Raw genomic sequence first — 13932 nt, forward strand, 5'->3', positions numbered from 1 at the left:
CGGCCGCAGGCCCCGCCGCCAGCCCCGCCGCCAGCCCCACCGGCACGCCGTCCGGCTTCCCGCGCGTGAGCCCGGCCGACCAGCGGGCCCGGGACGACTCCCGCCGCCAGGTCCTGGAAGCCGAACTGGCCACCGAAGAGGGCGCGCTGACCGCTGCCGAGCAGGCGCTTGCCGAGCAGGAGTCGGTGCGCATGGGCGACGAACGCAACTACCAGAAGGTGCTCGACCGCCTGCAGCCGTTCAAGGACAAGGTCGAACTGCATAAGCGCAACATCGAAGCCCTGCGCCGGGAGATCTCGGGTCTGAGATAAGTCGCTGGCGCGCATCTTGCATGTCGTCGGAAAGACAAACAGGACGCGCCCATGCCGAAGTCTCCGCCCCCTATCGCCACAGGCCCCTTCGCGGGCCTCGAGCTGCTGTCCTCCGCCGTCGTGCTGGTGGATGGCAAGCTCGTCATCCGTTACATCAATCCGGGCGCGGAAAACCTTTTTGCCATCAGCCAGCGCAAGCTGCTGGGCTTGCCGCTGAGCCGCCTGCTCGGCGAGCCGACGGGACTCGGCGCCGCACTCGAGAACGCGCTGCATACCAACTGGAGCTACACCGGCCAGGATCTGACGATCACCCGCGGCGACGCCGACCCGATCCGGCTGGACTGCACCGTCAGCCCCGTCGACACCGCCGGCGTGCGCCTGCTGCTGGAGTTCCGCCCGATCGACGCCCAGCTGCGCGTCGCGCGCGAGGAACAACTGCTGCAGCAGCAGCAGGCCAACCGCGAGCTGATCCGTAACCTCGCGCACGAGATCAAGAATCCGCTGGGCGGCATCCGCGGCTCGGCGCAACTGTTGCAGCACGAACTGGACGACCCGCAACTGCGCGAGTTCACCGACGTCATCATCGCCGAAGCCGATCGCCTGCAGGACCTGATGAACCGGCTGCTGAGCTCGCACTGCATGATGCGTCCTGCGCCGCTGAACATCCACGACGTGCTCGAGCGCGTGCGCCGGCTCATCCTGGCCGAATTCCCCGCCCTCGACATCCGCCGCGATTACGATCTCAGCCTGCCCGAACTGACCGCCGACCGCGAACAGCTGATACAGGCGATCCTCAATATCGTGCGCAACGCCGCGCAGGCGCTGGAGGGCCACGGCGAGATCCGCCTGCGCACCCGCATCGCGCGCCAGGTCACGCTGGCCAAGCGTCGCTTCAAGCTGGCACTGGACTTGCAAGTGATCGACAACGGTCCCGGCATTCCGGTGGAAATTCGCGACAAGATCTTCTATCCGCTGGTTTCGGGACGCGATGGCGGCAGCGGGCTGGGCCTGTCGCTGGCCCAGAGCTTCATTGAACAACACCAGGGCATGATCGATGTTGACAGCCGCCCGGGGCGCACCTGTTTCACGATCCTGCTGCCGATTTCAGACCGCGCGTGAGCTACGAGCCGCGCACCATCACAGTGCATACAACAATGAATAACGTCTGGATCATCGACGATGACCGCTCCATCCGCTGGGTCCTCGAGAAGGCGCTGAGCCGCGAAGACATCCCCTTCCGCAGCTTCAGCTCCGCCAGCGAGGCGCTCGAGACCCTCGAGCACACGAGCCAGCCACCCGCCGTGATGCTTTCGGACATCCGCATGCCCGGCGAGTCGGGCCTCGACCTGCTGCAGAAGGTGAAGGCCGCCCATCCGCAGTTGCCCGTCATCATCATGACGGCCTACTCGGACCTGGACAGCGCCGTATCGGCCTTCCAGGGCGGGGCGTTCGAGTATCTGCCCAAGCCGTTCGACGTCGATCAGGCGGTTGCACTGGTTCGGCGCGCACTCGAACAGGGCATGCACCAGAACAGTGCAGCAGAAGAGGCGGCGCTTGCACCCGAAATCCTCGGCCAGGCGCCTGCGATGCAGGAGGTGTTCCGCGCCATCGGCCGCCTCGCCCACTCCCACGCCACCGTGCTGATCAACGGTGAGTCGGGCAGCGGCAAGGAACTCGTGGCGCGCGCGCTGCATCGCCACAGCCCGCGCCGCGACGCACCGTTCATTGCCATCAACACCGCGGCGATCCCGCGTGACCTGCTCGAATCCGAGCTGTTCGGACACGAGCGCGGCGCCTTCACCGGCGCCGCCACGCAACGCCGCGGCCGCTTCGAGCAGGCCGACGGCGGCACCCTGTTCCTCGACGAGATCGGCGACATGCCGGCCGAACTGCAGACGCGCCTGCTGCGCGTGCTGTCGGACGGCCACTTCTACCGCGTCGGCGGCCAGCAGCCGATCCGCGCCAATGTGCGCGTGATCGCAGCCACGCACCAGGATCTTGAAGAGCGCGTACGCCAGGGCCTGTTCCGCGAAGACCTGTTCCACCGCCTCAACGTCATCCGCCTGCGCCTGCCCCCGCTGCGCGAGCGGCGTGAGGACATTCCGCTGCTGGTCAGGCATTTCCTGCAGCGCAGCGCGCAGGAGCTCGGCGTGGAGCGCAAGCGCATCTCCGATGCCGCCATCGAATACCTGCAGAGCCAGCCCTTCCCCGGCAACGTGCGACAGCTCGAGAACCTGTGTCACTGGCTGACCGTGATGGCGCCCGCCCAGGTCGTGGAAGTGGCCGACCTTCCACCCGAGATGCGCGATCAGCCGGCGCGCGAGACCCCGACGAGCTGGATCGACGGCCTCGGCCAGGAAGCCGACCGCCTGATCGCAGCCAGCCCCGGCGCGGTGTTCGAGAAGCTCACGCACGACTTCGAGCGCACCCTGATCCGCCGCGCGCTGGCTGCCACCGGCGGGCGGCGGATCGAGGCAGCCCAGCTGCTGGGCATCGGCCGCAACACCATCAGCCGCAAGATCCAGGAGCTCGGCATGGAGGAAGATCGCAACGGCCATGGCGATCACGGCAGCGACTGATGCGCGGCTGATCACCTCCCCCACACGCACCACACTGTTGGCACCACACTCGTGCGGGTGCGCGGGATGACGGATAATGCGGCGGTCACCTATCACGCCACCCGACATCTTGTCCGCCACGCACGCCACTGCCGCTCTACGCTCCGCCACCATCGCCCACCTCGGTGCGCAGGCGTCGCATTTCGTGATCGACTGGGTCGACGAGTGCGTATCGACCAATACCGCACTGATGGAGAACACGCCGGCCGATGACGGCCGCGTGCATGTCCTGGCGGCAGAACGCCAGTCCGCCGGCCGCGGCCGTCGCGGCCGGCAGTGGCAGTCCTGGCCGGATGGCAGCCTCACCTTCTCCAGCGTCTGGCATTTCGCCCGCGGCACGCCGGCCCCCGCCGGCCTGTCGCTGGTGGCCGGCCTGGCCGTCGCGCAGGCCCTCGAGCGCTTCGGCGTCGTCGGCCTGCAACTGAAATGGCCGAACGACGTGCTGGTCAATGGCGAGAAGCTGGTCGGCATCCTTGTCGAGCTGAGCACGGGCCACGCGCGCGGGCTTGCCGCGGTCATCGGCATCGGCATCAACCTGCGCCTGCCGCCGGATGTCCGCATCGAGGCCCAGACCGGCGTGACCGACCTTGCACGCGCGCTCGACGGCGACGTGCCGAGCCGGCCCGCCCTGCTCGCTGCCATCCTCGCTGAACTGGAGCGCCTCTGCGCGACCTACGCCAGCGGCGGGTTTCCCGCGCTGAAGGACGCCTGGGAGCAGCGCAACGCCTTCGCCGAGCTGCCAGTGCGGATAAGCGGAGACCACACGGCCCTGGAAGGCATCTGCGCCGGCGTGGACGACGACGGTGCCTTGCTGCTGCGTACGGACACCGGCGTGCAGCGCATCCTCGCGGGCGACGTGTCGCTGCGCCCGCTCGGCGGGGAGGCACCATGATCCTGCTCGTCGATGCCGGCAATACCCGCATCAAATGGCGTCTTGTCGCCGATGACGCAGTGCAGGCAGTGCTGGACGAAGGCGCATTGGGGCATGACGGGATCGATACGATCGGCCGGCTGCGCGAGCGCCACCGCGGCCCGCTGCGTGTCGTCGGCAGCAACGTCGCCGGCACCGCCGTGGCCAAGCGGATCACTGTCGCGCTCGGTGTCGACGCCGTGGAGTGGCTGCGCCCGGCGCCGCAGGCCTGCGGCGTGCGCAACCTCTACGACCATCCGGAGCAGCTCGGCGCCGACCGCTGGGCCGCGCTCATCGGTGCGCGTCACACGCATGCGCAGGCGAGCCTCGTGGTGACCGCCGGCACGGCCACCACGGTCGACCTGCTGTCGGCCGACGGCGACTTCCTGGGCGGGCTCATCCTGCCCGGGGTCGACCTGATGCAGCAGTCGCTTGCCCGCGGCACCGCTCAGCTGCCGCTCGCCGATGGCCGCTACGTGCCGCAGCCACGCCGTACCGTCGATGCGATCCGTTCGGGCTGCCTGCATGCACAGGCCGGCGCCATCGAACGCATGTTCCGCCAGATCGCGACCGAGCCCGGCGCCCTGTGCCTGCTCGGCGGCGGCGCGGCCGACAGCTTCGCCGCACTGCTCGACATTCCGCTGCGGCGCATCGACAACCTCGTACTGTGCGGCCTTGCCGTCATCGCCGGGCTACATTCCGCCAACGCATAACGACACTGGAGACCCAAGATGGAAGCCACCCGCATCCTGCTCGAAGCCAGCGACATCCCGACGCACTGGTACAACATCGTCGCCGACATGCCGAATCCGCCCGCTCCGCCACTGGGCCCGGACGGCAAGCCGGCGACGCCCGAGCAGATGGGGGCGATCTTCCCCGGCGCCATCCTCGAACAGGAGATGAGTGCGCAGCGCTGGATCGAGATACCGCAGGAAGTGCGCGAGATCTACCGCCTGTGGCGGCCGAGTCCGCTGGTACGCGCGGTACGCCTGGAGCAGGCGCTGGGCACGCCGGCGAAGATCTTCTTCAAGTACGAAGGGGTATCCCCGGCCGGCTCGCACAAGCCGAACTCCGCCGTACCGCAAGCCTTCTACAACAAGCAGGCCGGCATCAAGCGCCTGACCACCGAGACCGGCGCCGGCCAGTGGGGTTCGTCGATCTCCTTCGCCGGACAGATGTTCGGACTCGACGTGCGCGTCTACATGGTCAAGGTGAGCTACGAGCAGAAGCCCTACCGCCGCCTGATGATGCAGACCTGGGGCGCCGAGGTGTATCCGAGCCCGTCGCCGCTAACCGAAACCGGTCGCCGCCTGCTGGCCGAGAACCCGGACAACGAAGGTTCGCTCGGCATCGCCATCTCCGAGGCGGTCGAGGAAGCCGCCAGCCGTGCCGACACCAACTACACGCTGGGCTCGGTGCTGAACCATGTGGTGCTTCACCAGAGCATCATCGGCCTCGAGGCGAAGAAGCAGTTCGACAAGGTCGGACTCTACCCGGACGTGGTCATCGGCCCCTGCGGCGGCGGCTCGAGCTTCGCCGGCATCGCCTTCCCCTTCCTCGCCGACAAGGCCAGCGGCGACAAGCGCGCCGCGCACCTGCGCTGCATCGCGGTGGAGCCCAGCTCCTGCCCGACCCTGACCAAGGGCCAGTTCGCCTACGACTTCGGTGACGCATCGGGCTTCACCCCGCTGATGAAGATGTACACGCTGGGCCACGACTTCATGCCCCCCGGCATCCACGCCGGTGGTCTGCGCTACCACGGCGATTCGCCGCTGGTATCGCAGCTGTTCCACGACGGACTGATCGAGGCCCTCGCCGTGCCACAGCTCGCCACATTCGAGGCCGGCGTGCAGTTCGCCCGCGCGGAGGGCATCATTCCGGCACCCGAGTCCTGCCACGCCATCCGCGCCGCGATCGACGAAGCCCTGCGCTGCAAGGCAACCGGGGAGAGCAAGACGATCCTGTTCAACCTGACCGGACACGGCCATTTCGACATGAGCTCCTACGAGCGCTACTTCGCCGGCAAGCTCGAGAACTACGACTACCCAGCCGAAGCCGTCGCTGCGTCGCTGGCTCACCTGCCCAAGCTCGGCTGACCCCACACGACCGGCCTATCTTTTCGAATGAGCACGACGCGCCTTCTCGTCATCGTCCTGATCCTCCTCAACGCGCTGGCTTTCGCCGGCGTGAAGGGCTGGATCGCCGGCACCGCCCCCCGCACCGAGCCCGAGCGGATCACGAACCAGCTCAATCCGGAACGGATCCGGCTGAGCGGCGGCGTCGGGCGGGAAGACGCAGACGCGACGCCGCAGATGCCCCCGTCGGCACCCGCCGAAGCCGTGGCGGCGCCGGAGCCATCGCCCCCGCCGGTCGCGGAAGCGCAGCCGGCAACGGAGGAGGCCGGCATCAGCACGGCCGCCTCGACGCCGGACAGCGATGCGCTCGCCGCCGCCGCGAGCACTGCTGCCCCGGCGACTGACGTCCCGCCCGCCCCACCGCCGCCTGCACTGGTGTGCCAGGCCTGGGCCGGACTCAGCGAGGAGGAGGCCAATGCCCTGACGCGCCGGCTACGCCGGGGCGGCTTCGAGGCCGAACGCCGCCGCAGCGAGACGCCCGCTTCGTGGTGGGTAAGGATGCCGCCGCAAGGCAGTCGCGACCAGGCCGAACGCCGGGCGCAGGAGTTGCGCGATCTTGGCGTCAGGGATCTGTTCATCGTGCAGGAGGCCGGGCCGAGCCAATATGCGATCTCGCTGGGTCTCTTCAAGACCGAAGCGCGCGCTCAGCAACTGCTCGGTCAGTTGCGCACCCGCGGCGTGCGCAACGCCGGCGTCGAAGCCCGCATGAGCACGAGCTACCTGATCCAGGCGCGCCTGACCGACGAAAGCGTGCGCGCCGTCGAGGCCGACGTGCGCGGCATCAGCGCTCGCCGCACGGCCTGCAACGGACGCTGACACATGCATCCCACCCCTTCCACCGCCCGGCGCCCCTTCATCGTCGGGCTGACCGGCGGCATCGGCAGCGGCAAGAGCGCCGTCGCCGACCACTTCGTCGCGCTGGGCGCCAGCCTCGTCGACACGGACGCCATCGCCCATGCCCTGACGGCCCCGGACGGGGCCGCCATGCCCGCGATCGGCGACCGCTTCGGTGAAGGGGTCGTCTCCGGCGACGGCAGCCTCGACCGTGCCGCCATGCGATCGCTGGCCTTCAGCCGGCCCGAGGCGCGCAAGCAACTCGAAGCCATCCTGCACCCCCTGATCCGGGATGAAAGCGCACGACAGTGCCTCGCCGCACCCGGCCCCTACGTGATTCTCGCCGTCCCCCTGCTGGTCGAGTCGGGAACGTATCGCGACCGCTGCGACCGCGTGTGCGTCGTCGACTGCCCGGAGGCCCTCCAGATCGAACGCGTGAAGGCACGCAACGGACTCGACGAGGCCCAGATCCGCGCGATCATGGCGGCCCAGGCGAGCCGCGCGACGCGGCTGGCGGCCGCCGACGACGTGATCGACAATGGCGGCAGCCTCGCGCACCTTCGCACCCAGGTCGAACACCTGCATCGCCAGTACATCGACCTTGCCGCAAGGCGCGTGTGAAGGACCGTTTGGCAAGACCCCTCAGGCCGCTGTGCTATTATCCCGCAACTTACGGGAGCGCAATTCTTGCGGAAAGTGTGCGGTGATTAGCTACGAATATCCTCTCAACGAGCGTATCCGCACGCTGCTGCGTCTCGAGGACTTGTTCGTCAAGCTCGCGCACTTTGCCGGCCACGACGCCCCACAGGATCACCACGTCGCGCTGCAGACCATCTTCGAGACGCTCGAGGTTGCGAGCCGTGCCGACCTCAAGGTCGATCTTGTGCAGGAACTCGAACGCCAGCGCCAGATCCTGATGTCCTTCCGCAACAACCCCGACATCTCCGAAGAGGCGCTTGCGGGCGCACTGTACGAGATCGAACAGGCGTCGACCGGCCTGCTGGCGATGGCCGGCAAGATCGGCCAGTACCTGCGCGAGAACGAGTGGCTGATGAGCATCCGCAGCCGCGCCGCGATTCCCGGCGGTGTGTGCCAGTTCGATCTGCCCTCTTACCACTACTGGCTGAACCGCGACCCCGAAGGGCGCCGTCGTGACCTCGACAGCTGGATGGCGCCGATGACGCCGATCCGCGAAGGGCTGGAAATCGTGCTGCGCCTGCTGCGCGCCAGTGGTCGCCCCGAACTGCAGGTGGCCCGCTGCGGCGCCTACCAGCTGACGATGGCCGGACGCTCGGCCCAGATGCTGCGCGTGCGCGTGCCACGCGCCGACGCCGTGGTGCCGGAAATCAGCGCCAACAAGTACGCCCTGAACATCCGCTTCATGCTGCCCGAAACGATCGCCCGCCCCCGCCTCGCCGAGCGCGACGTGCAGTTCGAGCTCACCTTCTGCAGCCTCTGAACCGTCATGAGCGATACGCCGCGCACTGTCCGCTGCCCGACCTGCGGCAAGTCCGTGCCCTGGGTCGCGGAGAGCCGCTACCGACCCTTCTGCTCCGCCCGCTGCCGCCAGATCGATCTTGGCGCCTGGGCCTCCGAAGCCTATCGCGTCCCCTCATCGCCGCCTGATGCGAACGAGGACGAAAACTTCGCCCCGCCGGGCCAGACGCGCGACTAGGCGCCTGCCGCCCAGATGCCGCGTATGCCTGCGATGCCGTGCGCACCGGCGTCGCGCGCTGTCTCCATATCGTCAGGCTTGAGTCCTCCCAGCGCGAGCACCGGCATCGGCAGCCCTTCCGACAAGGCCCTGAAGCCGCCCCAGCCCAGCGTCGGCTCTTCGGGATGCGAGTCCGTGGCAAGCACCGGACTCAGCAGCGCATAGTCGAGCATCAGAGCAGCCGCGTGCTCGAGTTCCGCGCGGTCATGACAGGAAGCGCCCACCCACTCGAACGCCGGGCGCTGTGACAGCGCCATCAGGCGGCGCGCCGGCAGATGCACGCCGTCAGCGCCGATCATCTGCGCCAGTTCGATGTCGTCATTGATCACGACCAGCCCACCGCGGTCACGGGTACGGGCGAGCACCTCGCGGGCGAAGCGGATGCGCGCATCTGAAGCGAGTCCGGACTCGCGCACCTGGACCAGCCGCAATCCGGCATCCAAGGCGCGATCGAGTGCCTCGAGCTGTGCGTCCACACCCATCCGGGTCGCCTCGGTGATGCCCATCGTGCGCGGCAAGCGAAGCGCCTTCAGGATCGGCCCGTTCGCAGGCAGCATCGGCTCACGCGTCGCCGCAGCCGGCTCCACCCAGTCCAGCGCACTATGGACCTTGTCGTCGAGGCTGCCTTCCCACGCACAAACCTCGAAGAAGTGCAGGCGCACATGGGCATGTTCATAGAGGTGTTCGCGACGCAGCCAGGGCCGCAGACGGGTGACGCGGATGCCCAACTCCTCGTCCAGTTCCCGGCACAGGGCCTGAGACGGTGTTTCGCCCGGCTCGACCTTGCCTCCCGGGAACTCCCAGTAGCCGGCATAGACCGTGTCGGGCCCGCGCTGACCAAGCAGGTAACGGCCATCCGGACGCAGCAGCACCCCGGCGGCGACATCGACCAGTTTCCGCGTCATCGTCCGCCTCAGCCTTCGATCTGGCCGGCGAAGTCGCGGGCAAACTGCCACGCCACCCGCCCCGAGCGCGAGCCGCGCATCAGCGCCCACTGCAGCGCATCCTGCCGCGCCGCGGCAATCCTGCGCTTGGGCACACCGAACTGCGCGAGCCAATGCGCGACGATGTCGAGATACTCGTCCTGGCTGAAGGGGTAGAACGAGATCCACAACCCGAAGCGCTCGGACAGGGAGATCTTCTCCTCCGTCGCCTCACCCGGGTGGATCTCGCCGTCGACATGCCGCGCCTGCAGGTTCTCGTCGTGATACTCCGGCATCAGGTGGCGACGGTTGGAGGTGGCATAGACGAGCACGTTGTCCGACACGGCCGACACCGAGCCATCGAGCACGCTCTTCAGGGCCTTGTAGGCATCCTCGCCCTCCTCGAAGGACAGATCATCGCAAAACAGGATGAAGTGCTCGGGCCTCGATCCGACCAGGTCGACGATCTCGGGCAGGTCGACGAGATCACTCTTGTCGACCTCGATGACGCGCAGGCCCTGGTCGGCAAATTCGTTGAGCAGGGCCTTGATCAGCGAAGACTTGCCCGTCCCCCGCGCCCCCGTCAGCAACACATTGTTCGCGTGCCGGCCGGCAAGAAACTGACGCGTGTTGCGCTCGATGCGTGTCTTCTGCGCATCGACGTCCTGCAGGTCCGCGAGGCGGATGCAATGCGGCATGCGCACCGGCTTCAATTCCGCACGCCCGTGGCGGCGCTGCCAGCGGAAGGCGACCGCGCTGCTCCAGTCGGGCTGTGTTGCCGGTCCCGGCAGTACGGCTTCGAGTCGCTCGAGCACGCGTTCCGCGCGACTCAGCAGATCGGCTAGTTCAGTCATGTTCTTCATTCTTGGGATTCGTGTCGGTTTCGGACGCCTCGTCTCGCCGCGGCCAGGTTGCCCAGACGATGATGAGCAACAGCAGCAGCGCAAGTCCGGCCTCGAGAAAGATCACCCACATCGCAAGCCTCCGCCGCGAAGCCCGCCCTGCCGTCGGTATACTCTGACGGGCGAAAGTCCCGCAGTTTAACCGATCCCCTCCATGACGCTTGCCCCCACCCGCCTCGCCCTTCCCGCGCTGCTCGCCCTGCTCTCGGCCTGCGCGACGCCCTCACGCGCACCCGACGTAGAAGCAGGCAGCAAGTGCCCGCAGCACCAGCCCTGCCCGGCCTGCCCGAGCTGCCCGGCACCCACGGCCGGAACCCCGACCGTGGCGCCCGTAACGCCGAGCGCACCGCGCCCGCCCGAAACCACTGCCGAGCCCCCGGCACCCGTGGCCGCATCCTGGTCGGAAATCAAGGGCTGGTCGGAGGACGATCCGTCGGCGGCCTGGACTGCGCTGCTCGCATCCTGCACCAAGCTCTCGCGACAACCGCAGTGGAAAAGCGCCTGCGACACCGCAGGCACGCTGGGCACCCAACCCGGGAGCACCCGCGCCCGTCACTACTTCGAGCAGCACTTTTCGCCCTGGCTGCTTCGCAATACGGAGACGTCGACCGAAGGCCTCGTGACGGGGTATTACGAACCCTTGATCCGCGGCAGCCGTAGCCGCAACCAGCGCTACGCCTGGCCCATCCACGGAGCGCCCGCCGACATGCTCACGATCGAGCTCGGCGACGTTTATCCCGAACTCAAGCACCTTCGCCTGCGAGGCCGCGTCGTCGGCAACAAGGTTCTGCCCTACTGGACGCGCGAGCAACTCGCAGAACGCGGTGATCAGGTACCCGCGCCCGTGCTGCTATGGGCGGATGATCCGATCGACCTGTTCTTCCTGCAGGTGCAGGGCTCCGGGCGGGTGCAGTTGCCCGATGGCCGCACCGTGCGCGTGGGCTACGCCGATCAGAACGGCCATCCCTATCAGTCGATCGGGCGCTGGCTGGTCGCTCAGGGCGAACTGACGCTCGACCAGGCCTCGATGGACGGCATCAAGCGCTGGGCGAGCGCGAATCCACAGCGTCTGCGCGAACTGCTGAACACCAATCCCAGCTATGTATTCTTCCGCGAACTGCCGGCATCGAACGGCGGCCCCATCGGCGCGCTCGGCGTCCCGCTCACAGAAGGGCGGAGCATCGCCGTCGACCCGCGTTACGTCCCGTTGGGCGCGCCGGTTTTCCTCGCCACCACCTATCCGCTCAGCAACCGTGCGCTGAACCGGCTGATGCTGGCCCAGGATACGGGGAGCGCGATCAAGGGCGCCGTACGTGCGGACTTTTTCTGGGGCTTCGGCGAGCAGGCCGGACGGGAGGCCGGACGAATGCGCCAACAAGGTCAGATGTGGGTCTTGCTGCCGAAGGGAATGCGGCCTCCAGGCGCCCGCTAGGCACGTCCTTCAGTCAAGACACGGTGAAGCAGTACCGTTTCCGGACGCCGCTTCACCGTGGCACGGCTCACTTGGCCTTGACGTCTGCGAGCGCCTTCTCGAGTTCCGTCGCCGGCACAAATCCGCCGATCCGTCGCCCATCGGCGAGGAACAGCGTCGGCGTTCCCGTGATCCGCAGCTTCTGCCCCAACTCCACGTTCTTTACCACGGCATTCACGTCGCAGTCTGCGTTTGCAGGCACTTTGCCGTCGAGGATCCAGCCGTTCCACGCATTGGCGCGATCCTTGGCACACCAGATGTTGTTCGACTTGCTCGTCGAATCCGGGCTGAGGATCGGGTACAGGAAGGTGTAGATCGTCACATCGTCCATGCCGGCAAGTTCCTTGGCCAGACGCTTGCAGTAACCGCAATTCGGATCCTCGAAGCTCGCGATCACCCGTGTTCCCTTGCCCCTGACCTGCTTGATCGCCTGGTCGAGCGGCAGGGTTGAAAAGTCGATCGCAGCCAGCTCATTGAGCCTGGCCTGGGTAACGTCGCGGCGAGTCTTCATATCGATGACGCTGCCATCGACGATGAAGCTCCCCTTTTCGTCCGAGTAGACGAGTTGACCGTTCTTCAGCAACACCTCGTACAGACCACCGTAAGGCGTCTTGGTCACAGACTCGACCGCAGGCGCCCCGATGAAGGCTTCCATATTCTTGCGAACCGCCTCTTCAGTGGCGCTGGCAGACAGGCTGGCAGCCAGACCCAGCACCGTTGCGACGGCAAGAACTGCGGTACGTTTGGCAAAGAAACTCATCAAGCTCTCCGAAAGGAATCAAAATCGGCCATTGACCGCATAGCGAATCAGGGCGTTGTGTAGGACCGGCAGGCGGCCCGTGAGGTTCATGCCGGCGTTCCGAAGAGCCCCGGCAACCGGATTCCGGACCCCGAAGAGGCGGTTCAACCCATGCGTCAGGTACTGCAACAGGAAGGGCTCTTCGGCGCGCGCACGCGCGTAGCGCCGCAGCACGGCCAGTTCCCCCGCATCCTGCCAGCTCTGGAGCCCCCCGAGAACCTCCGCCAGCACCTTCGCATCCTGGAACCCGAGGTTGATGCCATGTCCCGAAAGCGGATGAATCGCATGTGCGGCATCGCCGATCAGCGCGACACGTTCCTTCACCACCGCGTCGACCCGCATCAAGCGCAGGGAGAACGCCGCGCGCGGCGTAAGCAAGCCGAGAGCGCCGAGCACGCGACCGCCCGCCCCCTCAACGCGCGCTACGAACGCGGCCTCGTCCATCCCCATCAGGTCATCGGCCATCTCGTCGGGGGCCGACCAGACCATGGACATCCGATTGCCCGGCAGTGGTAGCCAGGCCAGGATGCCGTCATTCCTGAACCATTGATATGCAACACCACGATGCGGCTGCGAACACTCGAAATTTGCCACCACGGCCCGCTCACCATAGGCCGACACGCGCGCCTCGATCGCGGCCTGCGCACGCACCCAGGAGTCTCGTCCATCCGCACCCACGATCAAGCTCGCGGATAGGGTCCGGCCATCGTCCACCCGCAATGCCACGCCTGTTGGCCGAATCTCGAGCGCCTGCGGCCGAGCAGGACAAAACAGGGTCACATTATGCTGTCGCCTGAGGCTTTCCCACAGCTCTAGATGAACGCGGCTCGACTCCCCGATCCATGCGAGCTCGGACAAACCTGATTCATACGCCGAGAAACAGATCGCTCCACCGTCGTCGCCAAACACCCGCATCTCGGAGACAGGCTGCAGACGCGCCGGATCGATATGGCGCCAGGCACCCAACTCATCCAGAAATCGCGCGCTTGCCGGACTGTATGCATAGACTCGCTGGTCCCAAGACTCCGACCGCACCGGAGGGTTCGCCTCCACGACAGCGATCCGGAGGCTCGAGCGCCGCAAGGCTACCGCCAGGGCTGCGCCGGCGAGCCCACCGCCAACAATCACAAGATCGAAATCCATTCCGGACACCATGTGCTGTTACCGAGATTCCACGATTCTGCCGCGGCACTCGCGGCGCGTCATGCTGAATCTTTTATTTCGTTCGCTACAAGCGTAAAAACGCCCAGACATCGTTTTGATGCTGGGCGTTTTTTTGGTTAGTCTGACGATGACCTACTTTCACGAGGGCAAT

The 13932-nt window shown here is 67.0% G+C and carries 15 protein-coding genes and 1 pseudogene; 11 read left to right on the forward strand and 5 right to left on the reverse strand.

Annotated elements, in window-relative coordinates; genetic code table 11:
- The 10 genes and pseudogenes from C664_RS19325 to yacG form a co-directional block, all read left to right on the forward strand.
- Positions 1-311 (forward strand): annotated as a pseudogene (locus C664_RS19325) (DUF4124 domain-containing protein); the annotation flags it as partial.
- A gap of 51 nt (positions 312-362) precedes the next feature.
- Positions 363-1430 carry a nitrogen regulation protein NR(II) gene (gene glnL, locus C664_RS19330; RefSeq protein ID WP_004292858.1) on the forward strand — a complete coding sequence of 356 codons (1068 nt, stop codon included), beginning with the start codon at positions 363-365 and terminating at the stop codon, positions 1428-1430.
- A 35-nt stretch (positions 1431-1465) separates the two neighbouring features.
- The gene (ntrC, locus tag C664_RS19335; RefSeq protein ID WP_004292860.1) at positions 1466-2890 is read left to right on the forward strand and encodes a nitrogen regulation protein NR(I); all 1425 of its coding nucleotides are present in this window, start codon (positions 1466-1468) and stop codon (positions 2888-2890) included.
- 109 nt (positions 2891-2999) lie between these two features.
- The gene (locus C664_RS19340) at positions 3000-3821 is read left to right on the forward strand and encodes a biotin--[acetyl-CoA-carboxylase] ligase (protein WP_004292862.1); all 822 of its coding nucleotides are present in this window, start codon (positions 3000-3002) and stop codon (positions 3819-3821) included.
- Complete coding sequence (locus C664_RS19345; protein ID WP_004292864.1) at positions 3818-4552, forward strand: type III pantothenate kinase; 735 nt, start codon at positions 3818-3820, stop codon at positions 4550-4552. Before C664_RS19340 ends, C664_RS19345 begins: the two co-directional genes overlap by 4 nt.
- A gap of 18 nt (positions 4553-4570) precedes the next feature.
- Positions 4571-5935: a TrpB-like pyridoxal phosphate-dependent enzyme gene (locus tag C664_RS19350; RefSeq protein WP_004292872.1), complete on the forward strand. Its 1365-nt coding sequence runs from the start codon at positions 4571-4573 to the stop codon at positions 5933-5935.
- 27 nt (positions 5936-5962) lie between these two features.
- Positions 5963-6790 (forward strand): SPOR domain-containing protein, encoded by an 828-nt coding sequence (locus C664_RS19355; RefSeq protein ID WP_004292874.1) that lies wholly within the window; start codon positions 5963-5965, stop codon positions 6788-6790.
- A 3-nt stretch (positions 6791-6793) separates the two neighbouring features.
- Positions 6794-7429: a dephospho-CoA kinase gene (gene coaE, locus C664_RS19360; RefSeq protein ID WP_004292876.1), complete on the forward strand. Its 636-nt coding sequence runs from the start codon at positions 6794-6796 to the stop codon at positions 7427-7429.
- An 82-nt stretch (positions 7430-7511) separates the two neighbouring features.
- A complete protein-coding gene (gene zapD, locus C664_RS19365) occupies positions 7512-8267 on the forward strand; it encodes a cell division protein ZapD (protein ID WP_004292878.1) in 756 nt (251 codons plus the stop codon).
- Between the two features lie 6 nt (positions 8268-8273).
- Positions 8274-8483, forward strand: coding sequence for a DNA gyrase inhibitor YacG (yacG, locus tag C664_RS19370; RefSeq protein ID WP_004292880.1), 210 nt, complete (start codon positions 8274-8276; stop codon positions 8481-8483).
- On the opposite strand, the gene C664_RS19375 is transcribed toward yacG, so the two are convergent.
- The 3 genes from C664_RS19375 to C664_RS21210 are packed head-to-tail and all read right to left on the reverse strand — an operon-like array spanning position 8480 to position 10420.
- Entirely contained in the window at positions 8480-9427 is a 948-nt protein-coding gene (locus tag C664_RS19375; protein ID WP_004292882.1) for a Nudix family hydrolase, read from the reverse strand. The genes yacG and C664_RS19375 overlap by 4 nt on opposite strands.
- A gap of 8 nt (positions 9428-9435) precedes the next feature.
- Positions 9436-10299 (reverse strand): ATP-binding protein, encoded by an 864-nt coding sequence (locus C664_RS19380; RefSeq protein ID WP_004292883.1) that lies wholly within the window; start codon positions 10297-10299, stop codon positions 9436-9438.
- Positions 10292-10420, reverse strand: a complete 129-nt coding sequence (locus C664_RS21210; protein WP_257721756.1) for a hypothetical protein — start codon at positions 10418-10420, stop codon at positions 10292-10294. Before C664_RS21210 ends, C664_RS19380 begins: the two co-directional genes overlap by 8 nt.
- A 312-nt stretch (positions 10421-10732) precedes the next feature.
- On the opposite strand from C664_RS21210, the gene mltA reads away from it, so the two are divergent.
- Positions 10733-11779, forward strand: coding sequence for a murein transglycosylase A (gene mltA / locus C664_RS19385; protein WP_004292884.1), 1047 nt, complete (start codon positions 10733-10735; stop codon positions 11777-11779).
- 67 nt (positions 11780-11846) lie between these two features.
- On the opposite strand, the gene C664_RS19390 is transcribed toward mltA, so the two are convergent.
- Positions 11847-12578: a DsbC family protein gene (locus C664_RS19390; RefSeq protein WP_004292885.1), complete on the reverse strand. Its 732-nt coding sequence runs from the start codon at positions 12576-12578 to the stop codon at positions 11847-11849.
- Positions 12579-12596: 18 nt separating this feature from the next.
- Entirely contained in the window at positions 12597-13760 is a 1164-nt protein-coding gene (locus C664_RS19395) for a UbiH/UbiF family hydroxylase (protein ID WP_038012560.1), read from the reverse strand.
- Between the last annotated feature and the right edge of the window lie 172 nt (positions 13761-13932).

The sequence above is a fragment of the Thauera sp. 63 genome (assembly GCF_000310165.2).
In the GTDB taxonomy this organism is placed as follows: Bacteria; Pseudomonadota; Gammaproteobacteria; order Burkholderiales; family Rhodocyclaceae; genus Thauera; species Thauera humireducens.